Annotated in this window: 16 protein-coding genes; 5 read left to right on the top strand and 11 right to left on the bottom strand. The window is 74.0% G+C overall.

Features of this window, described 5'->3' with window-relative positions; translation table 11 throughout:
* The first annotated feature begins 43 nt into the window (after positions 1 to 43).
* A complete protein-coding gene (locus tag ACFYZF_RS27135) occupies positions 44 to 547 on the top strand; it encodes a MarR family winged helix-turn-helix transcriptional regulator (protein WP_387025443.1) in 504 nt (167 codons plus the stop codon).
* 198 nt (positions 548 to 745) lie between these two features.
* Here ACFYZF_RS27135 and ACFYZF_RS27130 read toward each other — a convergent pair whose 3' ends face one another.
* From ACFYZF_RS27130 to ACFYZF_RS27110, 5 genes are all read right to left on the bottom strand, one after another.
* Positions 746 to 3,433, bottom strand: a complete 2,688-nt coding sequence (locus ACFYZF_RS27130) for an ATP-binding protein (RefSeq protein ID WP_387025441.1) — start codon at positions 3,431 to 3,433, stop codon at positions 746 to 748.
* Positions 3,434 to 3,582: 149 nt separating this feature from the next.
* Positions 3,583 to 4,737 (bottom strand): acyl-CoA dehydrogenase family protein, encoded by a 1,155-nt coding sequence (locus tag ACFYZF_RS27125; protein ID WP_387025439.1) that lies wholly within the window; start codon positions 4,735 to 4,737, stop codon positions 3,583 to 3,585.
* Between the two features lie 99 nt (positions 4,738 to 4,836).
* Positions 4,837 to 6,369 (bottom strand): acyl-CoA carboxylase subunit beta, encoded by a 1,533-nt coding sequence (locus ACFYZF_RS27120; RefSeq protein WP_387025437.1) that lies wholly within the window; start codon positions 6,367 to 6,369, stop codon positions 4,837 to 4,839.
* 515 nt (positions 6,370 to 6,884) lie between these two features.
* Complete coding sequence (locus tag ACFYZF_RS27115) at positions 6,885 to 7,799, bottom strand: hydroxymethylglutaryl-CoA lyase (RefSeq protein WP_387025513.1); 915 nt, start codon at positions 7,797 to 7,799, stop codon at positions 6,885 to 6,887.
* Positions 7,800 to 8,107: 308 nt separating this feature from the next.
* Positions 8,108 to 8,242, bottom strand: a complete 135-nt coding sequence (locus ACFYZF_RS27110; protein ID WP_387025435.1) for a hypothetical protein — start codon at positions 8,240 to 8,242, stop codon at positions 8,108 to 8,110.
* 449 nt (positions 8,243 to 8,691) lie between these two features.
* Here ACFYZF_RS27110 and ACFYZF_RS27105 point away from each other — a divergent pair, with 449 nt between their 5' ends.
* Positions 8,692 to 9,600 carry a hypothetical protein gene (locus ACFYZF_RS27105; protein WP_387025433.1) on the top strand — a complete coding sequence of 303 codons (909 nt, stop codon included), beginning with the start codon at positions 8,692 to 8,694 and terminating at the stop codon, positions 9,598 to 9,600.
* Positions 9,601 to 9,723: 123 nt separating this feature from the next.
* Here the strand turns inward: ACFYZF_RS27105 and ACFYZF_RS27100 are convergent, their stop codons facing one another.
* From ACFYZF_RS27100 to ACFYZF_RS27090, 3 genes are all read right to left on the bottom strand, one after another.
* Positions 9,724 to 11,091 (bottom strand): acetyl/propionyl/methylcrotonyl-CoA carboxylase subunit alpha, encoded by a 1,368-nt coding sequence (locus ACFYZF_RS27100; RefSeq protein ID WP_387025431.1) that lies wholly within the window; start codon positions 11,089 to 11,091, stop codon positions 9,724 to 9,726.
* A 469-nt stretch (positions 11,092 to 11,560) separates the two neighbouring features.
* The gene (locus tag ACFYZF_RS27095) at positions 11,561 to 11,746 is read right to left on the bottom strand and encodes a DUF397 domain-containing protein (RefSeq protein WP_387025511.1); all 186 of its coding nucleotides are present in this window, start codon (positions 11,744 to 11,746) and stop codon (positions 11,561 to 11,563) included.
* Positions 11,743 to 12,513: a DUF5753 domain-containing protein gene (locus ACFYZF_RS27090; RefSeq protein ID WP_387025430.1), complete on the bottom strand. Its 771-nt coding sequence runs from the start codon at positions 12,511 to 12,513 to the stop codon at positions 11,743 to 11,745. Before ACFYZF_RS27090 ends, ACFYZF_RS27095 begins: the two co-directional genes overlap by 4 nt.
* 271 nt (positions 12,514 to 12,784) lie before the next feature.
* Between ACFYZF_RS27090 and ACFYZF_RS27085 the strand changes: the two genes are divergently transcribed.
* Positions 12,785 to 13,048 carry a hypothetical protein gene (locus tag ACFYZF_RS27085; RefSeq protein ID WP_387025509.1) on the top strand — a complete coding sequence of 88 codons (264 nt, stop codon included), beginning with the start codon at positions 12,785 to 12,787 and terminating at the stop codon, positions 13,046 to 13,048.
* Positions 13,048 to 13,311: a hypothetical protein gene (locus ACFYZF_RS27080; protein ID WP_387025428.1), complete on the top strand. Its 264-nt coding sequence runs from the start codon at positions 13,048 to 13,050 to the stop codon at positions 13,309 to 13,311. Before ACFYZF_RS27085 ends, ACFYZF_RS27080 begins: the two co-directional genes overlap by 1 nt.
* A gap of 128 nt (positions 13,312 to 13,439) precedes the next feature.
* Here the strand turns inward: ACFYZF_RS27080 and ACFYZF_RS27075 are convergent, their stop codons facing one another.
* The 3 genes from ACFYZF_RS27075 to ACFYZF_RS27065 all read right to left on the bottom strand — a co-directional run bounded on the left by ACFYZF_RS27075 (position 13,440) and on the right by ACFYZF_RS27065 (position 18,779).
* Positions 13,440 to 14,063: a TetR/AcrR family transcriptional regulator gene (locus ACFYZF_RS27075; protein ID WP_387025426.1), complete on the bottom strand. Its 624-nt coding sequence runs from the start codon at positions 14,061 to 14,063 to the stop codon at positions 13,440 to 13,442.
* Between the two features lie 71 nt (positions 14,064 to 14,134).
* Positions 14,135 to 16,984 (bottom strand): hypothetical protein, encoded by a 2,850-nt coding sequence (locus ACFYZF_RS27070; RefSeq protein ID WP_387025424.1) that lies wholly within the window; start codon positions 16,982 to 16,984, stop codon positions 14,135 to 14,137.
* A 7-nt stretch (positions 16,985 to 16,991) separates the two neighbouring features.
* On the bottom strand, positions 16,992 to 18,779 hold the full coding sequence (locus ACFYZF_RS27065) for an HSP90 family protein (protein ID WP_387025422.1): 1,788 nt from the start codon (positions 18,777 to 18,779) through the stop codon (positions 16,992 to 16,994).
* 118 nt (positions 18,780 to 18,897) lie between these two features.
* On the opposite strand from ACFYZF_RS27065, the gene ACFYZF_RS27060 reads away from it, so the two are divergent.
* Positions 18,898 to 20,322, top strand: a complete 1,425-nt coding sequence (locus ACFYZF_RS27060) for an MFS transporter (protein ID WP_387025420.1) — start codon at positions 18,898 to 18,900, stop codon at positions 20,320 to 20,322.
* Positions 20,323 to 20,448 lie beyond the last annotated feature (126 nt).

The following is a 20,448-nucleotide window of genomic DNA, read 5'->3' as shown; positions in this document are numbered from 1 at the left end:
CCAGAGCAATATTCCCAATGTCAAGCACTGCTACGATGAGCGGGTGGACCAGAACGTTTTCGACGACCCCCGGATCACCGCCGTCGGCCTGCTCGTCGAGGCGCACGCCGGGCTGTCGGCCCGGTTCGCCGCCCAGTTCGAGGAGCACGGGCTGTCCCCGGTCGAGTTCGAGGTGCTGACCCGCCTCGCCCGCTCGCCCGGCAACCAGCTCCGGATGACGGACCTGGCCGCGCAGACCTCGCTCTCCACCAGCGGGGTGACCCGAGTGGTGGACCGGATGGAGCGCGACGGGCTCATCCGCCGCCGGGCCTGCCCGTCCGACCGGCGCAGCTCGTACGCCGTCGTCACCGCGGCCGGTCTGGAACGGCTGGACCAGGCCCTCCCGGGGCACCTGCGCATCATCGAGCAGTGGTTCACCGGCCAGTTGGCGCCCGGCACGCTGCACGTCCTCCTCGACGGCCTCCGGCGGGTACGCGACGCCGTGCACCCCGGGGCGACGGCGGGCAGCACCAACCCGGGGGAGCCGGCCGCCCCGCTCGGCGGCTGATCCGACCGGCAGAAAAACCGGCAGAATCCGTTGAGCCAGCGGCAGCTATCCGGGCGGAACGGGCGAAACACCCCACTTGCGGTGGCTACTGTGCTCTGAGCGGGGGCGCACCGGGGGGTGCTGGCGCGAGCGATGAGCGAGGGGTAACACCAGGGGGCTTCTTCGCTCGCGCCACCCCCCGCCGCACCCTTTCCGGCGTCACCTTTCCGCCGCGCCGCAGCGTCCGAGATCACGGCCGGAGGCCGATCTCAGGGGCGCGAGCAGGGCGGCCTCCCGGGGCAGCAGACTGATGCCGCGCTCCCGGCAGAGCCGGTCCAGCCGGTCGAACACCTCCGTGTCGCCGGTGCTCGCCGCCAGCCCGACCAGGGCCTCCACCACGTCCCGGCGGTACCGCCCGTCGGCGCCCGCCTCGACCGCGGCGGCGAACCACTCCGCCGCCAGGTCCCGGTCCCCCCGGTGCAGGGCGATGTTCGCCTCGATCAGCGCGCAGGCCGCGCCCTCGAACCGGGCCTCCCCGACCCGGCCACGGGCGTCCCACCCGGGCACCGACCGGCCACCGGCCGGACCCGCACCGAGCGCCGCGTCGCCGGCCGCGCACGAGCGGAGGCCGGACAGCACCTCGGTCGCCTCGTCCGGGCGCCCGCTCTGGGCCAGCGCCAGTCCGACGGTGCCGAGGGCCCGCCGGCGGTGCCCCGGATCGCCGAGCTCCGCCACCCCGGCGAGCACCCGTCGGCCCTGCGCCACGGCATCGGCGTACCGGCCCTCCAACCGGGACACCTCCGCCAGGTTCGCCCGGGCCAGCACCCGCAGTCGCCGCTCGCCGGACTGGGCGGCCAGCCGGTCCACCGCGGCCAGCCGGCGGCGGGCCCCGGCCAGGTTGCCCAGCCGGGTCTCGTGCCAGGCCAGGTTGTTCTGTGCCACGGCCATGTCACGTGCCCGGTTGTGCCGGGTGGCCAGGGCCAGAACCGCGAGCGCCTGCTCCCGCGCCTCGTCGTGCGCGTCGGTGGCGACCAGCAGCGCGCCGAGCACCGTACGCGCCTCAAGTTCGCCGGCCACGTCGCCGACCCGGTGGAACACCGCCCAGGCACCCCGCGCCGCCGGCAGTTCCTGCTCCGCCGCCCCGTGCTCGGCGGCCAGCCGGGCCACTCCGAGCGCCGCCCAGGCGCGCAGCATCGGGTCCGCGTTCGCGGTACGCGGGTCGGCCAGCAGCCGGCGCAGCCACTGCCGCCCGAGGACGTTGCGCCCCCGGAACCGCCACCAGCGGGCCAGCCCGGCGGCCAGCCGCAGCGCGGTGACCGGGTCGTCGACCGCCGCGTGGGCCAGCGCGGCGGTGATGTCGCCGGCCGCCTCGTCGAGCCGGCGCACCGCCGAGGTGAGCTGGGAACCGGCCAGCTCGGCGACGATGCGGGCCACCAGTCGCGCGTAGACGTCGGCGTGCCGCCGCCGGACGACGCTCAGCTCGCCGACGCCGATGGCCTGCTCGGCGGCGAACTCCCGCACCGCGTCGAGCAGCCGGAACCGGAACGGCCCGGCGCCGCGCACGCTGAGCAGGCCGAGCTGGAGCAGCCTGTCCAGCAGCGGCACCGGGTCGACCGACACGGTGCCCTCCGGGTCGGCGTCGTCAGCGAGCATCTCCTCGGCCAGCTCCACCGACCACCGGTTGCTGAACGCGGAGAGCCGACGCAGCGCCGCCCGCTCGTCCGGCGCGAGCAGACGGTAACTGGCCGCCACCGCGTCCCGCAGGGTGACCGGTGCTCCGCCCACCGCCCCGCCGGGCTCGGACGCCGCCCACCCCGGCCCAGGGGCCGACACCGGCGAGGTGGTGAGGTCGAGGACGCGGTCGCCGTACCGGTCGAGCAGCTCGTTGAGGTCGAGGATGCGCCCCCGGGCGGCCATCAGCTCGATGGCCAGCGGCAGCCCGCCCAGCCGGCGGGCGAGCGCGGCGAGGGCCGGCAACTCGGCCGGGTCCGGCGGCTCCCGCCGCACCCGGGCCAGGCGCGCGGTGAACAGCGTCACCGCCGGGTAGCCGGCGAGGACATCGGGCTCCGCCGGGTCGAGCTCGGGCGGGGGCACGTCCAGCGGCTGCACCGGCCAGACCCGTTCGCCGGGCACGCCGACGGGATGCCGGCCGGTCACCAGGATCCGCATCGTGGGCACCGCCCGGGCGAGCCGGTGCAGCGCCTCGGCCACCGCGTCCGGCGCACGTTCCACCGCGTCGATCAGCAGCAGCGCCGGGCGGCCCGCGACCCGGACGGCGAGGTCCGGGGGGCGGGCGCCGCCGAACACGGCCGCCACCGCCGAGAGCACGTCGGCGGCGTCCGAGCCCTCCCCGACGAGCACCCCGGCCGCGCCTGCCGGCACCCGGCCGGCGACGGCGTGGGCCACCGCCAGGGCCAGCGCCGTCTTCCCCACCCCGGCCAGTCCGACGAGGGTGACCACCGGCGGGCCGTGGCCGGCGGTCAGCAGATCGACGAGTTCGGCCACGTCCCGTTCCCGACCGATCAGCTCGACCGGGGACGGAAGCGCGATCGGCGTACCGGCGGACTGGGCGGCCGGCGACCACCCGGCGCCGACGGTCGGGGTCGGCCGCCGGGACGGCCCGGCGGCGGGGCCGTCGGGCGGGGCGGGGGCGGACCGGGCTGCGGCGATGAACTCCGCGAGCGCCGGGCCGGACAGGTCGAGCGCGCCGGTGAGCAGCTCGACGGTGGTCCGCTGCGGTCGTGCGGACCGACCGCGCTCCAGGTCGCGGACCGTACGCACGCCGATACCCGCCCGGTACGCGAGCTCGGCCTGGGTGAGGCCGGCCCCGCGCCGGTACGCGCGCAACAGGTCCGACAGGCCGGTACGACCGTCCGCACCCGGCGGACGATCATGATCGGGCACCATGGGCAGGAAGGGTACGGATCGGGTGTGACGGCTGGCAGGCAACCGTCGGCCTGCCGACGCCCCGGCACACGGATATCCGACAGCCGCGCGGCAGCGGTCGCGGCGGTGTTCCCGCCCGTGCCGGGGGCGTCAGCGAGGGGCCCTTCCGTTTACAGTCCGAGGTCGCGGGCGATGATCATGCGCTGAACCTCGCTGGTGCCCTCGCCGATCTCCAGGATCTTGGCGTCCCGCCAGAACCGGGCCACCGGGTACTCGTTCATGAAGCCGTAGCCGCCATGGATCTGGGTGGCCTCGCGGGCGTTGTCCACGGCGATCGTGCTGGCGTGCAGCTTGGCGATCGCCGCCTGCCGCTTGAACGGCTCGCCGGCCAGCATTCGGGCGGCGGCGTCGTAGTACGCCAGGCGGGCGGTGTGCGCCTTCAGCTCCATATCGGCGATCTTGAACTGGATGGCCTGGTAGTTGCCGATCGGCTGGCCGAACGCCTGGCGCTCCTTCGCGTACTTCAGCGACTCGTCGACGCAGCCCTGGGCGAGGCCGACGGCGAGGGCTGCGATCGCGATCCGGCCCTCGTCGAGAATGCGCAGGAACTGGGCGAAGCCCCGGCCGCGCTCGCCGAGCAGGTTCGCCGCCGGCACGCGGCAGTCGTCGAAGGTCAGCTCGTGGGTGTCCGAGGCGTTCCAGCCGACCTTGGAGTAGCCCGGGGCGACCGTGAAGCCAGGGGTGCCGGACGGGACGATGATCGTGGACAGCTCCTTTGCGCCGTCCGGCCGGATGCCGGTGACGGCGGTGACCGTCACCAGCGCGGTGATGTCGGTGCCCGAATTGGTGATGAACGCCTTCGAGCCGTTGATCACCCACTCGTCGGTGGACTCGTCCAGGACGGCCCGGGTCTGGGTGCCACCGGCGTCGGAGCCGGTGCCGGGCTCGGTGAGGCCGAAGCCCGCGAGGGCCTCGCCGCTGACCAGCTTCGGCAGCCACCGCGCCTTCTGCTCGGCGGTGCCGAAACGGAAGATCGGCATCACGCCGAGGGAGACCGCCGCCTCCAGGGTGATCGCCACGCTGGAATCGACCCGGGCCAGCTCCTCCAGGGCGAGGCAGAGCGCGAAGTAGTCGCCACCCATCCCGCCGTGCTCCTCGGGGAAGGGCAGGCCGAACAGGCCCATCTTGCCCATCTGCCGGACCACCTCGTACGGGAAGGTGTGCTTCTCGTAGTGCTCGGCGATGACCGGAGCGACTGCCTCGCGGGCGAAGTCCCGCACGCTCTCCCGCAGCGCCTCTTGCTCGTCGGTGAGCCGGAAGTCCATCGGTTCCTCCTGTACGGGTTCCTCCGCCGGGCGCTCGTGACGCTGACGGGTGGGACGATCCTTGGTCTCGGTGGCCGGTACCCCTGGGGTGGGGGGCGGTCAGACCGGGGTGACGCCGTGCCGGCGACGGGAGAAGTGCCGGTCCTTGGTGCGGGCTGCGGTGAACCGGCGGACCAGCTCGGCGCGCAGCTCGTGCGGCTCGACGATCGCGTCGACCACCAGCTCGCTGGCGAGCCGGACGATGTCGATGTCCCGCTCGTACTCCTCGCGCTTGGCGGCGACGAAGGCGGCCCGCTCGGCCTCGTCGGCGATGGCGGCGATCTTGTTGGCGTAGACGGCGTTGACCGCGGCCTCCGCGCCCATCACCGCGATCTTCGCGGTGGGCAGGGCGATCGTGGCGTCCGGCTCGAAGCCGGGGCCGGCCATCGCGTACAGGCCCGCGCCGTACGCCTTGCGCACCACCACGCAGATCTTGGGTACGGTCGCCTCGGAGATCGCGGTGATCATCTTCGCCCCGTGCCGGATGATGCCCTGCTTCTCCACCGCGCTGCCGACCATGAACCCGGGCACGTCGGACAGGAACAGCAGCGGCACGTTGAACGCGTCGCAGAGCTGCACGAACCGGGTCGCCTTGTCGGCCGAGTCGACGAAGAGCACCCCGCCCTTGAACATCGAGTTGTTGGCGACCACGCCGACGACCTCGCCGTTGAGCCGGCCGAAGCCGATGGTCAGCTCCCTGGCCCAGAGCGCCTGGATCTCGAAGAAGGAACCGTCGTCGAGCAGGCCCCGGACGTACCGGCGCATGTCGAACGCCTGACGCTCGCTGGCCGGGACGAGCGCGGCCAGGTCGGCCTTCTCCGGGGCGGGCAGCGCCTCGGCGGCCGGCGGCTGCTGTGTCCAGTTCGCCGGCAGGTACGACAGGTAGCGGCGGACCACGTCGAGCGCGTCCGCCTCGGTCTTGCACAGGAAGTGCCCGACACCCGACTCGGCGCAGTGCACCTTGGCCCCGCCCATCGCCTCCAGGGTGGTCTTCTCGCCGGTGACCATCTCGACCATCCGGTCGGAGCCGAGGTACATGCTGGCGTTGCCGTCCACCATGGCCACCACGTCGCAGAACGCCGGGATGTACGCCCCGCCGGCCGCGCTCGGCCCGAACAGTGCGCACACCTGCGGAATCGAGCCGGACGCGCGGACCTGGTTCCAGAAGATCTTCCCGGCGCCGCGCCGGCCGGGGAACAGGTCGACCTGGTCGGTGATCCGGGCGCCGGCCGAGTCGACCAGGTAGACCATCGGTACCCCGGTCGAGTACGCCCGCTCGATGATCCGGATGATCTTCTCGACGGTACGCGCGCCCCAGCTTCCGGCCTTGACCGTGGAGTCGTTGGCCATCAGGCAGACCTGCCGGCCGTCGATGGTGGCGGTGCCGGTGACCACGCCGTCGGCGGGCAGGCCCTCGGCCAGCGCGTTGGCGTACAGGCCGTCCTCGACGAAGGAGCCCTCGTCGACCAGGAGCGCCACCCGCTCGCGGGCGAAGAGCTTGCCCTTCGCGGCGTTCGCCGCATGGTACTTGTCCGCACCGCCGGCCTGGGCGCGCTTGCGCAGCTGCTCCAGTGCCTCACCGTCGAGCGTCACGCCGACTCCCTCGCCGCCTGACCACCACGCCCCATAAAAGCGCGGCAAAACAACCTAAACGATCGTTAGGCTAACCCATTCCCCCACCCCCCAACACCCCACCCCACCCTCCATCAAGGGCGTCGATCAAGAGGTTTGCGTCAGAACGGGCCGGCCGCACGACGTAGACCTCTTGATCACCGAGGTGTCCCGGGGGCGTGGGCCGGGCGGGTAGTGCCACCTCGACCCCTTTGCTCTGCTGCCGCCACCGCAACAGCAGCACCGCCGTGCAACAGCAACACCCCGTGCAACGACCAGCACCAGCTGCAGCGTCGCGCAGCCGCTTCGCGTCGGGTGCCGGCCCAAGAGGTCGGCAGGACCGTCACACTCCGCGAGCGTTGCACCGGGCGCAGCAGAGCAAAGGAGGCGCCGCGGGGTTGGCCGCCGGTCGGCGACGACACCGCCCTGTACCCCGACGCCACCGCGCACACCGTCGCCACCAAAGGGTGACTACGTCGATGACCTCGACACAGGCCCTAGCCAGCTGGGGTGGGGGTTAGGCGGGTGCGAGGGCCGGCGCGGAGGACGCCGGAGGGGAGCTTCTTGCCGAGCAGGCGCTCGGCGAGCTCCGCCGCCCCGATCAGGGCGTCCAGGTCGATTCCCGTGTCGATGCCCATGTCGTGCAGCATGTGCACCGCCTCCTCCGTGGCCAGGTTGCCGCTGGCCCCCGGGGCGTACGGGCAGCCGCCGAGGCCCCCGACGCTGGCGTCGAACTCGGTGATCCCGAGTTCCAAGGCGGTCAGCAGGTTCGCCAACGCGGTGCCCCGGGTGTTGTGGAAGTGCAGGAGCACGGGAACGTGTGCGTTGCGGTCGCGTACCGCCGTCAGCAGCTCGCGGACCCGCCGGGGCGTGCCCATGCCCGTGGTGTCGCCGAACGCGACCCGGTCGGCGCCGTCGCGGACCACCCGGTCGACGATGCCGGCGACCCGCCGGGGGTCCACGTCGCCCTCGTAGGGGCAGCCGAAGCTCGTCGCCACGATCACCTCGGCCGTCGCCCCGGCACCGTGCAGCAGGTCGATCAGCTCCGCGATGTCGTCGAGCGACTCGTCGGTGGACCGGTTGACGTTGCGCCGGTTGTGCGTGTCGCTGGCCGAGACCACCACCTCGATCTCGGTGAACCCGGCCGCGAGGGCGCGCTGCGCGCCCCGGGTGTTCGGCACCAGCGCCGAATAGCGCACCCCGGGGGCCTTCGCGACCCGCTGCCACACCTCGTCGGCGTCGGCCATCTGTGGAATGGCCTTCGGGTGCACGAACGACACCGCCTCGATCCGGCGTACCCCGGTGTGGGAGAGCGCGTCGATCAGCCGCACCTTGGCCTCGGTCGGGACCGGCTCCTCGTTCTGGAGCCCGTCGCGCGGCCCGACCTCGCGGATCGACACCGCCACTGGCATCTGGCTCATGGTCACCTCGCTGTGACATCGGGTCGCCGGGGTGCCGTCGCGCCGCGCCGCCTCTCGTGAAGGCGGCCGACGGCCGACGCCGGCCGACCGGTGGTTCCCCCAGGGAACCAGAAGGCCGGCATCGGACGCCAGGCCGGACCCGGCGGCATTCGCCGACCGGCAACGTACGGGCGAAGCCGGGTGCCAGCCCGGCGGCGGAACCCGAGCCGACGAGCGACACAGACCGAAGCCGAGGCGCGGCGAGCCGGCGAGGGAGCCCGCCGCCGGCTCGCGCCCTCACCCCGAGCCTGCGACCGGGGTCAGCGCCGCGCGGGCCCTTCCAGGAGTTCCGCGACGCTGCGGAGCGTGGCCAAGAGGGCTCCGGCGCAGACGACGCCCTCCTCCCCGCCCAGAGCCAGCGCCATCGCCATCGCCCCCTCCGTGAACAGGGACACCGACCGCAGCCACCGGGCCAGGCGACGACGGTCGAGGCGTGGAGGCACGCCATTGTTCGCTCTTCCTCTTCCCATTTCCCCATCCCGGTTATGCAAGATGCACCGATGGGATTTCCATCGGCAAATGCACGTCCGATAAACGCCGCCAGGCAGTTCGACGGCAGCCGGTCGCACGACGGGAACAACGACCGGTCACGGCTGACCGCGCGGCGTTCTGGCCGGGCAGCGACCCAGCCGGGCGGCCAAAGTGGAGGCTCGGTCGCCGGCCCGCCGCAAGGGTTGTGTCGTCGGAGGTCCGCGCAGGCCTTCCCGACTGGAATCAGACCGTCCTACCCGGACAACCACCCGGCCAGAAAATGACCGTGGGCACACATCGAGGTATCCGTCGTTCGACCGGAAGGGGTACAAATACGGTTCCCGAGTCAGGCAGCTCTGCGAAAGGTCCGGCCATGACCTCCGACACCAGCACGTCACCCTCGCCCCGGGGATGGCATCGGCGGCACTGGCTCGTCCCGCGTGAGCGACTGGCTGATGAGTACGAGTCCCGGTACGGGTCCACGGCGGTGTCCGCGTACGGGCTGGCGGTGCGCGACCTCGTCGAGGGCTGCCCGGGGATCGGGGCGGTCGACACCTGGAGCAGGCTGGCCGAGCGGATCTGCCGGAACAAGCCCGCCCGCGACCGGGACGCCTGGCGCAAGCGACTCTCGCGGCACTTCACTGCCGAGACGAAAGGGCCCCCGTGGCAGACCGTCGTCCTGGTCGTCGAGTGCATCGTCGCGGAGGCCGAGCGGGAGGACACGCTCGGCCACTTCGAACAGCTCTACGAGGCCGCCCGGGGTGAGCGCCCGCCGTCGGGCCACCGGACGGCCGGCCCGGCGCACCCCGACGTCATCGACCCGGAGGCGGACGCCGACCGGCCCGACGAGTGCGCCCGCACCACGATCGCCCAGCTGCTCCGCGAGAACGCCTCGCTGCGGCAGCGGCTGGCCGCCAGCCAGGCCGAGAACGAGCTGCTACGACACGCCCTCAGCACGCCGGCCCGGCAGCCCGTCCGGGACGGCTCCCGGCACCGGCCGCTCGGTGCCGAGGCCCGGCCGGAGGACGTGCCGCGGCACCGGGCGGCCGTGCCGCCCCTCGGGGCGCCCCGTGGGGGCTGGAACCCCGGCCGGTTCTCCGCCCCGCCCGCGGCCGGGAAACCCCCCACCACCCCCACCACGACCAACGACGCCCCGGCCGGTCGGCACCGGTCTCCCCTGCTCGATCAGGTATGGGCCACGCCCCGCCCCACCGGCCCGCTCCCCGCCGCGTACCAGGTCGACCCGCTCCCGCACGCCCCCGGCGTTGTCCGTCGGGGGTGATCGGGCGGCGCTCGGGAGGGCTCACCCCGGTACGCCGGCCGTGGGAGCAGCGCTCGCGTTCGTGCCCGTCCCGTTCATCGTGGTGGGCGGGCCCGAGGGCAACGGACCGGCGGGCCGGAACGGTCAGCGCATCCGGCCGACAATGCCGGTGTCGTAGTCGCCGGAGAGGAATTCCTCGTTCTCCAGGAGTTCGGCGTGGAATGGGAGGTTGCATTTGGGGCCGGTGATCTCGAAGGCCGCCACGGCCGCCCGGGCCCGCTCGACGGCCTCCGACCGGTCGCTGCCGCTGACGATGAGCTTGGCCATCAGGCTGTCGTAGAACGGGGTCACCGTGTTGCCGGCGACATAACCGGAGTCGACCCGTACCCCCTCGCCCGTCGGCTCGTTCCAGGCCCTGATGACGCCCGGACCGGGCAGGAACCGCTTCGGATCCTCGGCGTTGATCCGCAGCTCGATGGCGTGTCCGCGCGGGACGAGCGCGTCCGGGTCGAAGGTCGGGGCGAGGCCGGAGGCCACCCGGAGCTGCTCCTCGACCAGGTCGACGCCGTAGACGTACTCGGTGACCGGGTGCTCCACCTGAAGCCGGGTGTTCATCTCCAGGAAGAAGAACTCCTCCGAGCCGGGGCCGTCACCCGCCTGGCCCCGCTGACGGGGGACCAGCAGGCACTCGACGGTGCCCGCGTTGCGGTAGCCGACCGCCTCGCCGGCGCGCACCGCGGCGGCGAGGATGCGCCCGCGCAGCTCCGGCGAGACCGCCGGGGACGGGGACTCCTCGACCAGCTTCTGGTTGCGCCGCTGCACCGAGCACTCCCGCTCGCCGAGCGCCACCACCCGGCCGTCGGCCAGGCCGAGGATCTGCACCTCGACGTGGCGTACCCGGGGGAAGTACCGCTCGATCAGCACCGAGCCGTCGCCGAACATCCGCTCGGCGAACGAGCGCACCTTGTCGTACTCGGTGCGCAGCCCGGCCTCGTCGGTGGCCACGCCCATGCCCATGCCGCCACCGCCGGCCGCCGCCTTGACCATCACCGGATAGCCGATCCCGGTGGCGGCGGCGACCGCCGCCTCCACGTCGGCCGCCGGGTCGGTGGTGCCCGGCGCGACCGGGACCCCGGCTGCGGCCATCAGGTTCCGAGCGTTGATCTTGTCGCCCATCGCGGTGATCGCGTCCGCGCCGGGCCCGACCCAGACCAGCCCGCAGGCCTCGACGGTACGGGCGAAGTCGGCGTTCTCCGACAGGAAGCCGTAGCCGGGGTGGATCGCCTGCGCGCCGGTCGACTTGGCGGCGGCGAGGATCGCCTCGACGTTGCGGTAGCTCTGGGCCGGGTTGGCCGGGCCGACACAGACCGCCTCGTCGGCCTCGGTGACGAACGGCAGGTCGGCGTCGGCCTCGGAGTGCACCGCGATCGCGCGGATCCCGAGCCGCCTCGCGGTACGGATGACCCGGCGGGCGATCTCGCCCCGGTTGGCGACCAACAGCGACTCGATCATGTTTTCCTCCAGCGTCCAAAAGATGGGACGGAGGCAAGGAAACCACGAGTGACCCGTCGCCCACGAGTCGAGCCCCGTAGCCGGGAGGGTTTCAGGGAGGACGCTGACGACGCGCCCGACGTCCCGCCGCAGTTCCTCGCCGCCGCTGGTGCGAGGGCCGGTGTCTGAAGTCGGCCTGCCTCGGCTCGGCGGGTGGGGTGGGGGCCCGCCCGCTCCGGGATGTCAGGTCTGCGCCGACCCTGGAACTTGGAGATCTTGGAAGCAAACGGCCCTTCCGGGGGCCGAAATCTTCCAAGATCTACCCGAACTCCGCTCGTCGTCAGAGTGGCGACCGGTTTTCGGGCGGCACTAGGCGCACGGCATCGCACCCGTGTCGTCCCGCTTCGGCAACGAACCAGACCCCCGGCGTATGCCGAGGGCCTGCGGGTTGAAGGGCGTATGGGTTGAAGGGCCTTCGGGTTGAGCGGGGTCAGCCGACGCGCTTCGCCAGGTCGACGAAGCCGCGCCACACGGCCGGCGAAAAGGAGAGCGTTCCGCCGTCGCGGTCCTTCGTGTCGCGGACGAGGACGACGCCGGGCAGATTGTCGGCGACCTCGACGCAGTTACCGCCGTTGTTTCCGCTCTTCGTGCTCTTACGCCACTGGGCGCCGATCATGTCCATGATGCTGCCGCCTTCTTGATGAGGTCCAGGGAGGCCACCCGAGGTAGCGCTTCACCTACAATGCGCGCCCATCGCCGCTCCATGGTAGCAATATCGACCTGATCGGTGATGATCTGCGCATTGATCTGCCCGTCTATGTGCGCCACCCGCGCCCCGTCGGGCATCTCGGCCAGGGTGAAGGGCCCGCCCATGCCGGGGTACATGGGGGTGTCTGCCGGGACCACGTGGACCTGTACACCGGGCAGCTCCGCACACGCGGCGAGGTGCTCACACTGCTCGCGCATCAGCGTGCCGTCGTCGCGCGCCGCCGGCCGCCGTAGGACCGCTTCGTCGATCGCCACGACGACGAGTGGCGGTCGGGACCGGTGCAGGAGCGCCTGCCGGTCGATACGCGCAGCCGCCAGCGCGTTGACCTCCTCGGGGGTCAGCGTCTCCCCCGCGAGCGTTGCCCGCGCGTACGCCTCCGTCTGAAAGAGGCCCGGGACCCATGCCAGCTCGAACCACCGCAACGCGACCGCCTCGCGCTCAAGCTCGACCCACGGTCGGAACCACACCGGCTCGCGGCGCTTCAGCACGTCCGGCCAAAGGTCCTTTACATCCCGCCCGAGGATCGTCGCGAGCTGCGAGCGGCGTAGCGGCCTCGGTATGCGTCCCAGGCTCACCCACCGCTGCGCCGTCTTCGGGTCCACCCCTACCTGAGCAGCGAGGCTGTCGGCGGTCTCACCCGCCTCGACCATGGCTGCTATCAGTCCGTGATTCACCCTTACCTCCTGGTTGGACGTCCCGGGCTTATCGGAGTCCTACCTTAACGCTGTGTCTGCGTCCCGTCACCATACGGCAGGTTGTTTCCAGGACGGCGTGGGTTGGCAGGCGAGGAGTGCGCCCCGGCCCGCGTTCGTCGAGGGGGTCGCCCGGTCGGTCCTGCGCACGAAGCGCGGGCGGCCCCCTCTCCAGATCTCCACGGACAGGGGAAACGCCGTGTCGAACCGAGAAGAACTCCACCAGCCGAGGGCGGCGGAGGCAGCCCGACCGATCCACCCGGGTGACGTGCTGCACCTGACCCGCGCCGCGAGCCCGCAGTTCGTCAGGCCGATCACCGTACGGGTCATCCGCGAGATGAGGAACCAACACACCTACCACGGCTGGACGTGGGTCGAGGCCTACGAGCTGAACGCCGCAGGCGACGCCGTCGCCAAGCGCGAGCTGTTCGTGCTGCGCGCAGGGCTGCGCCGGCTCGCCGCACCCCTGCGGCAGGCCACCCCGGCCCGGGGCGCGAGCCCCACCCGGGTGTCCTGATGCCCCGCCCACACCTGCCGATGCGGCCCGCCTGGCTGTGCCGGGTCTGCGCCGCCCAATGGCCCTGCCCGGCGGCGCAACTCGACCTGCCCACCGAGTTCCACGGCCACACCGTCGCGCTCGCCTTCTACCTGGCCGCCATGATGCACGACGCCACGGACGACACCTACCGACTCGGCGGCTGCCCCGACCCCGCCGCGATGCACACCCGGTTCCTCGGCTGGCTGTCCCCGACCCGCCCACGCCGCACCGAGCGCCGCTGAGCGCCCGCCCTGGGCCTGTTTTCTTCCCCCGTGGGAGGTGGCCGGGGCGGATATCTGCGTTGGGGCTGCACCGGATGACGCAATGTTCAGGCTGACGCGTCCGCCGAGGCAGCTCCCCCGGGTGGGGCTCAGGCAGCCGTCTCGGTCAGCAGGGCGGCCAGGGTGGCGGCGCGCAGCAGGGCGGCACGGCGCTGCCGGTCCACCTCACCGCCGAGAAACGGTGTCGAGTTCATCAGGCCGAACGCCGCGTGCGCCAGCACCCGCGCCTCGCTGGCCGGCTGCCCCGGGTGCAGTGCGGTCAGCACGGTCACCCACTCCTCGACGTACAGCCGCTGGAGCCGGCGGATGCGGCGACGCGGCTCGTCCGGCAGCCGGTCCAGCTCGTGCAGGTGAAGCGCGATCACGGCCGGATTGGCGAGCGCGAACTCGACGTGGAAGTCGATCAGCGACTCCAGCGTGCCGCCCGGGTCGTCCGGGTGGCCGGCGGCCCGCTCCCGCCCGCCGTCGAGCAGCCCTTCGCTGACCGGGACCAGCGCGGCGACCAGCATGGCTTCCTTGCCGGCGAAGTGGTGGTAGAGGGCGGGGCCGGTGACGCCGGCGGCGGCGCCGATGTCGTCCATCGAAACGCCGTGATAGCCCCGCGCGGCGAAGAGCCCGACCGCGATCTCCAGGATCTCGTCCCGCCGGGACCGTCGCCGACCCGTACCCGTCACGCCGCCCGCCGTCCCCCGTGCCCGCTGCTCCACGCTCACCGGGCAAGCCTAGACCCGCCCCCGGACGGGGTGGGGCTCGGTTACCCGTCGGTCGCGTCCGCCGGCCCCGGTCAGTCCTCCTCGTCGTCGGTCAGCCCGTGCTTCGCGCGGACCGCCGCCGCCTCGTCCGGGCGGCCCAGCTCATCGAGCGTCCCGGCCAGCAGCCAGGCGGCCCGGGCCGCCGACCGGGAGCCGGGAGGCAGCCCGCCCAGCACCTCGCGCAGCAGCGGCTCGGCCTCGCCGGGTCGGCCGGCGTGCGCCAGCGTCTCGCCGGTGAGCAGCTCCGCCCGGGCCGCCTCGCCGAAGGCCTCGATCGACCGCAGCCGGGCCGGAACCCCGGCCAACCGGTCCAGCGCCTCGTCCGTTCGGCCGGCGCCGGCCAGCACCCGGGCCGCCGCCTCGGTGGCCAGCGCCACCTCGTACGTCACCACCGGCGGTTGCTCCGGCTGACCGGTCAGCGCGGTCGCGAGCCCGTCGCAGACCTCGACCGCGCGGACCGCCGCCGGCCCGTCGCCCGCCCAGAAGAGCGCGTCCACCTCGCGGCGACGGGCGCGCAGCTCGTCGACCGGGGCCCCGGCCAGCCGGTACGCCGTCGCGGCCTCGGCGAACCGCTGCCCCGCCAACGCGTCCCGGTCGGCGTCGTAGAGCAGGCCTCCGGCCTCCTCCAGCACCTGCGCCCGGTGCGGCAGGTTGTCCGGCCCGTCGAGGTTGCGGGCCAGCAGGGCCAGCAGGGCCAGCGCCGGTTCCAGCTCGCCCAGGTCGACGTAGATCCCGACCAGCAGATGCCGGCAGCGGTCCGCCTCGGCCTGGGCCCCGAGCCGGTCCAGCCCGAGCACCGCCTCCTCGGCCACCTCGGCCGCCTCCGCGGGCCGCCCGGCGATCCGGTACGCGTTCGCCAGCTCCCAGCGCAGGAAGGCGTCCCCGTCGGCGCCCTGTTCCACACAGAGGGTCACCGCCTCGGCGAAGTCCTCCACCGCCTCGGCCGCCCGCTCCGCGGCCAGCAGCGCCCGGGCCCGGAACACCCGGACCGGGAGCCGGGCGCCCGGCGGCGCGGTGCGCAGCGCCTCGTCGCAGGCCGCCACCGTCTCGGCGGTGTCGTCCACCGCCCGGGCGTAGGCGAGCGCGGCGGCGGTGACCAGCTCGCCGACGCCCACCTCCCGGGCCAGCCGGCGGGCCTTCCCGGCCGCCGCCCGGAACTCCTCGGGCCGGTCCAGTTCCTCCAGCACGTGCGCGCGGTGCAGCGCCGCCCGGGCGGCCAACCACGGATCGTCGTACGCCTCGACGGCGGCCCGGTCCGCGGCGGCCAGCGCCTCGGCCCAGCGTTCGAGGTGCGCCAGCGCCAGCGCGAGCCGGTCGTGCGCGGCGGCCCGCTCCCGGGCGTCGGCGTGCGCGGCGAGGAGGTCGGCGGCTCCCCGGACCAGCGCCAGACCCTCCTCGGCCTCCCCGCTCATGCAGAGCAGCACCCCGAGCCGGCCGGCCACCACCTGCGCCCGGACCTGGTCGCCCAGCTCCCGGTACGCGGCCAGCGCCGCCCGGCTCGCGGCCAGCGCCGCCTCCGGGCCGTCGGTCTCGGTCAGCTCACCCGCCCGCAGCTCCAGCCGGCGGGCCGCCGTCCGGGGCGGCGCCTCGGCGGCGCCGAACCGCTCGTCGTACGCGGCCAGCGCGGCGATCAGCCCCGACCGGCGGTGGGTGCGCAGGCACTCGTCGGCCAGGTCGAGCAGCTCGTCGGCGGTGGCGTCAGCCGGGACGGCCGGCTCCTCGGCCGAGGGCACCGCCGGGTGCGGGTACCGGGTCGGATCGGCCGGGCTGCGGCGCAGGCTGGCCGAGAGCGGCAGGTGTTCCCCGGCGGGCCCGGTGGCCAGCCGCCGGGCGATCCGCTCCGACTGGTGCGAGGTGCCGTTGCGGGCGTCGAACCGGGCGGCCAGCGCCGTCGCCGTGTCGGTCAGCTCGGCGGCCAACGCGGCGGCGGACACCTCACCCGCCGGCCGGTCGCCGGCCGCCCGACGGTGCAGCGTGACGTCGCCGGCCCCGGCGGCCCGGCGCAGCGCGGCGGCGGCCGCCGCCGCGAAGTGCATCGCGGCGGCCGGGGTGGGCGCCCGGTCCAGCCAGTCCAGGTGCCGCTCGACGATCTCCACGGCCCGGGCCTCGTTGCCGGTCAGCGTGCAGAACTCGACGTGGTCCCCGATGTCCCACAGGTCCGACAGGTTGCCCCGCAGCCGCCGGTACGCCTCCCGGTGCGCGTCCCGGGCCGCGTCGCCCCGCCCCGTGCGCAGGTACGGCACCAGCAGCGCGGTGAGGATCGCCTGCGGCTGCTCCGTGCAGGTCAGCCGGCCGGCGAGGACCGGCTCGGCCAGCGCCACCGCCTCGTCGTGCCGGCCGACGTGGGCGAGATGGGCGACCTGGGTGGTGGGGTCGCAGCCTGCGCAGTCGGACAGCTCGTCGCGCGGGGCGGTCAGCCACTCCCGGTACCACCGCTCGGCGGCCTCGGCGTCGCCCACGTGGTCGGCGACCAGGTAGCGGTGCTTGTGTACGGCCTGGAGGCTGTGCCCGGCGTCCCGGTACCGACGCTCCATGTCGTCGAGCACCGCGTACGTGCGGTCCAGCGGCAGCTCGGGAAACTTCAGCATGGCGTTGACCATGTACTTGAAGTGCCAGAGGAGCTGGTGGGCGTAGCCCTGGTGGTACGGCTGCGGATCCCGGTCGAACTCGGCCAGGCACCAGGAGAAGGTGACGAAGGACTTGCCCGCCTCACCGCCGTAGACGTATCCGGTGGTGGCCTGCATCCGGACGGCGAACGCCAGGTGCCGGTCGTCCCCGGCGTCGGCCCGGCGCAGCAGCTGCTCCAGGGCGGCCGTCCGCCCCGCCCCGTACGGCATTTCGGTGGTCCCGTGCAGCATCCGCCACAGGTCGTCCTCACTCATCGCGGCCTCACTCCCGTCCCGGTACGGCCCGGCCGAGCAGGCCGAGGAAGGAACTGTTCAGCAGCGCGGCGTCGGCCGGGCGGATGGGATGGTGCCCGAGCAGCAGGGCCTGCCCGTACAGCGCCTCGACGGCGAGCCCGACCAGCTCCGGATCGTCGAGGGTGGTGACCCGGCGGACCAGCGGGTTGCGGTGGTTGAGCACCAACTGCGGGCGGTCCGGCGGGGCGGAGGCGGCGAGCGCGTCGAGCACCCCGCCCCACAACTCGTCGGTCCGGTCCCGGGTGGCGGCGAGCTGGTCGTTGAACGCCGCCGACCTGCTGACCAGGTAGAGCGCCGGCAGTGACACCGGGTCGTACGCCCGGATCACCACCTCGCAGTCGAGCCGTTCCAGGGCCCGCTGCGCCCCGGCGAGGAACGGCCGCAGGGCCAGCTCCACCTGCGGTTCGAGGGCGTCGAAGCGGGTGGTCAGGTCGCTGGGCTCCAGCCGTTCGATGAGCGCCGACCGGTCCACCGTCGGCAGCCGCTCGATCAGCTCGGTGTCGTACGTGTAGCCGGCGTTGACCACGGCCAGGTCCTGCGCGGCGGCGACGGCGGCGAGCTGGCGGAACTCGTCCAGGCTGGCGGCGTACCGGATCAGGCCGTGCTGCTGGCGGAACTCCGCCAGGGTGAGCGTGCCGACGTTGGTGTCCATCGGCCACCACTGGTCGACCAGGCGGAGCATCTCGTCGTCGTGCAGGGCGAGCGCCTTGACCCCCAGGTGGTGCACCTGGAGGAACTCGGCGAGCCGGCGCGGGTCGTGCCGGGCCAGCCGGACCAGCCAGCCGCGCACCTGCGCGCCCAGGGCCTCCCGGGTCGCGGTCAGCAGGGTGTCCTCGTAGAGCGCCTCGCGGCTGGCGGTGGGGCGCAGCTCGCTGGCGTCCACCACGCAGTGGGCGAAGAACGCCCAGTCGGGCAGCAGTCCGTCGGCGTGCTCGGTGAGCAGCATCCGCTTCAGGTACACCCGGTGGCCGGCGCGGGCGGCCGGGTTCACCGGGGTCGGCAGGATGAACGCGACGCCGGTCAGCCCCGCCTCCGGGACGGACAGCGGCACCACGTCGAACGGGTCGACGCCGAGGTGCTGCCGGGCGTACCGGAGCAGGGCCGGGCGGTCGGCGGGCACGCCGGGCGCGGTCGGCCAGGGTGGGTCCCCGGCGGTGGTGACCGCGTCGCCGACCCGGACGGTGACCGGGAGCAGCGAGCCGTAGAGCCGGGCCAGGTCGGTGACCGTCGCGGTGGCGAGCCACTGGCCGGCGTCGCGACGTGGCACCAGGGTCACGGTCGTCCCCGGCTCGGCCCGCCGCTGCCCGGCGGGCGCGGTCGCGACGGCGTACCGGCCGTCGGAGTACCCGGTCCAGAGCACCGTCGGCTCGTCGGCGTGCCGGGTGACCACCCGGATCTCGTCGGCGACCAGGAAGCAGGAGAGCAGCCCGATGCCGAACTGGCCGAGGAACTCGTGGCGGGAGAAGCCCAGCTCGTCCCTCTTCGAGCTGCGGCCGATGGTGGCCAGCAGCTCGTGCACCTGCGCCTCGGTGAGGCCGACGCCGGTGTCGTGCACCCGCAGCGTGCCGTCGCCGGTCAGCTCGGGCGGCTCGATGCGGATCAGCGCCGGGGCGTCGGGCTCGGTGGCCCGGCGCGCGGTGATCGCGTCCACCGCGTTCTGCATGAGCTCACGGACGTAGACCCGTGGGCTGCCGTAGAGATGATGACTGAGCAGGTCGACCACGCCTCGGAGGTCGACCTGGAAGGTGCGGTCCACGCCTGCTGCTCCCCGGTCCGGTGCCGGCGCTCACCGTACCGGTGATCACCGACGGCCGGCTGCCCCCCGTACGCCGGAACTTGACCCTCGACCGGGTTGAGCCCCGAGTGTCGGCCGCATGACCCGTACCGCCCCAGCCGGCCACGCCGCCCCGGCCGCGCGCCGCACAGTCGGCCTCGGTCGCGACTACCGGCTGCTCTGGTCCGCCGCTGTCTTGTCCCGGTTCGGCGACAGCCTGCGTACCCCCGCCCTGGCCCTGCTGGCCGCGGCGCTGACCCGCGACCCCCGGGCGGTGGCCGTGGTGACCGTCGCCGGGCAGCTCCCGCCGCTGCTGTTCGGCCTGCTCGGCGGCGTGTACGCGGACCGCTGGGACCGCCGCCGGACGATGGCGGTGGTGGACGGGCTGCGCGCGGCCGTGGTCGGTGGACTCGCCCTCGCGGTCGCCCTCGACCGGGCCGGCGTCGCCGTACTCGTGACGGTGGCGTTCCTGCTCGCCGCGCTCGGCACCCTCTTCGACGCCGCCTCGTTCGCGATGCTGCCGGCGGTGGTGCCCCCGGCCGCGTTGGCCCGGGCGAACGGCCGCCTACAGGCCGGCTCGGCGGTGGCGGGCGGTTTCCTCGGCGCCACCGCCGCCGGCGTGCTCTTCGCCCTCGCCGCACCCCTCCCGTTCGCCGTGGACGCCCTCACCTTCGCTGCCGCGGCCCTCCTGACCCTCGCCCTCCACTCCCACTCCCACTCCCCGCGATCTTGCACTTTGGGCCCGAACGAATCCGGCGAAAAGCCCCAGAGTGGGGGCCGCAACTGCAAGATCGCGGAGGACAGCCGGGGGCGTGACGCGGGGAGAGGGCGCGGGCGGGCGCGGGCGGTGTGGCGGGAGGGGGTCGAGGGGGTGCGGTGGGTGCGCGGGGACGCGACGCTGTGGCGGCTGACCGTGGCGACCGCCGGGAGCAACTTCGCGATCAGCGGGCTGATGGCGGTGCTGGTGCTCTACGCGCTCGACGTGCTGCGGGTGCCGCCGGCCGGGTACGGACTGTTCGCCGCGGCGGCGGTGCTCGGCGGCCTCGCCGGTGGACTGGGGGCGGGTCGGTTGGCCGCTCGGCTCGGCACGGTGCCTGCGCTCCGCGCCGTACTCGCCGCCCAGGCCGTCGCGCTGACCGGGCTGGCGCTGGCCCGGCACCCGGTGCCCGGCGGGCTGGCGCTTGCGGTGTTCGCCGCTGGCACCACGGTGTGGAACGGCCTCTGGGCGTCGTACGGGCAGCGCCACGTGCCGGCCGTGCTGCTCGGCCGGGTGGGTGCCGCCCAGCGGATGGTCGGCCTGATCACCGCGCCGATCGGGGCGGCGCTCGCCGGGGTGGCCGGAGCCGCGTACGGGGTGGGGCCGGTGGCGGTGGCGGTGGCGGTGGCGGTGGCCGTCGTCTTCGTGCTCGTCACCGTCGCGTCGTGGCGGGCGCTGGGACCGGCCAAGCCGCAGCCGCCCGCCACCGCCGAGCCGGCTGCAACCGCCGAGCCGGCTGCAATCACCCAGCCGCCCCGTCGCCGCTGAGCGCCGATCACCGCTATGCGGCTTGTCATCGCCAAGGCCAGATGCTCGGCCCGGCGCTGCCCCGATTGGCCGACGCCCACCGGGCACCGCAGCGGTTGCCGGTCGGGGCAGCCGCGCAGTGCCGGG

The organism is Micromonospora sp. NPDC001898 (assembly GCF_042891255.1).
Classification (GTDB): domain Bacteria; phylum Actinomycetota; class Actinomycetes; order Mycobacteriales; family Micromonosporaceae; genus Micromonospora.
This window is presented reverse-complemented; position numbering and strand designations above follow the sequence as displayed.

Bases quoted from the DNA above. Each gene is read 5' to 3' on its own strand.
- ACFYZF_RS27130 (WP_387025441.1), bottom strand. From the start codon at position 3,433: ATGGTGCCCGATCATGATCGTCCGCCGGGTGCGGACGGTCGTACCGGC.
- ACFYZF_RS27125 (WP_387025439.1), bottom strand. From the start codon at position 4,737: ATGGACTTCCGGCTCACCGACGAGCAAGAGGCGCTGCGGGAGAGCGTG.
- ACFYZF_RS27115 (WP_387025513.1), bottom strand. From the start codon at position 7,799: ATGCCAGTGGCGGTGTCGATCCGCGAGGTCGGGCCGCGCGACGGGCTC.
- ACFYZF_RS27105 (WP_387025433.1), top strand. From the start codon at position 8,692: ATGACCTCCGACACCAGCACGTCACCCTCGCCCCGGGGATGGCATCGG.
- ACFYZF_RS27100 (WP_387025431.1), bottom strand. From the start codon at position 11,091: ATGATCGAGTCGCTGTTGGTCGCCAACCGGGGCGAGATCGCCCGCCGG.
- ACFYZF_RS27095 (WP_387025511.1), bottom strand. From the start codon at position 11,746: ATGATCGGCGCCCAGTGGCGTAAGAGCACGAAGAGCGGAAACAACGGC.
- ACFYZF_RS27080 (WP_387025428.1), top strand. From the start codon at position 13,048: ATGCCCCGCCCACACCTGCCGATGCGGCCCGCCTGGCTGTGCCGGGTC.
- ACFYZF_RS27070 (WP_387025424.1), bottom strand. From the start codon at position 16,984: ATGAGTGAGGACGACCTGTGGCGGATGCTGCACGGGACCACCGAAATG.
- ACFYZF_RS27060 (WP_387025420.1), top strand. From the start codon at position 18,898: ATGACCCGTACCGCCCCAGCCGGCCACGCCGCCCCGGCCGCGCGCCGC.